Raw genomic sequence first — 317 nt, forward strand, 5'->3', positions numbered from 1 at the left:
GGCTCAGCGGCACCAACACCTACACCGGCGCGACCGGCATCAACGCGGGCGCGACCCTGGGCCTGGCCGGCTCGGGCAGCATCGCGTTGTCCAGCAGCGTGGCCGACTACGGCGTGCTCGACATCTCGGCGGCCAGCAATGGCGCGCAGATCCAGTCGCTGTCCGGCTCGGGCAGCGTGGCGCTGGGCGCGCAGACCCTGGCGCTGTCGAATGCCAACGACGTGTTCGCGGGCACGATCGCCGGCGCCGGCGGTCTGGCCGTGAATGGCGGCACCGAGACCCTGGCCGGCATCAACAGCTACACCGGCGCCACCACG

Annotated in this window: 1 protein-coding gene; it reads left to right on the forward strand. The window is 72.2% G+C overall.

Features of this window, described 5'->3' with window-relative positions; all coding sequences use genetic code 11:
- On the forward strand, positions 1-317 hold a 317-nt coding region (locus ASC93_RS31750; protein WP_200958368.1), incomplete at both ends, for a hypothetical protein.

The organism is Massilia sp. Root335 (assembly GCF_001425685.1).
Taxonomy (GTDB): Bacteria; Pseudomonadota; Gammaproteobacteria; order Burkholderiales; family Burkholderiaceae_D; genus Telluria; species Telluria luteola.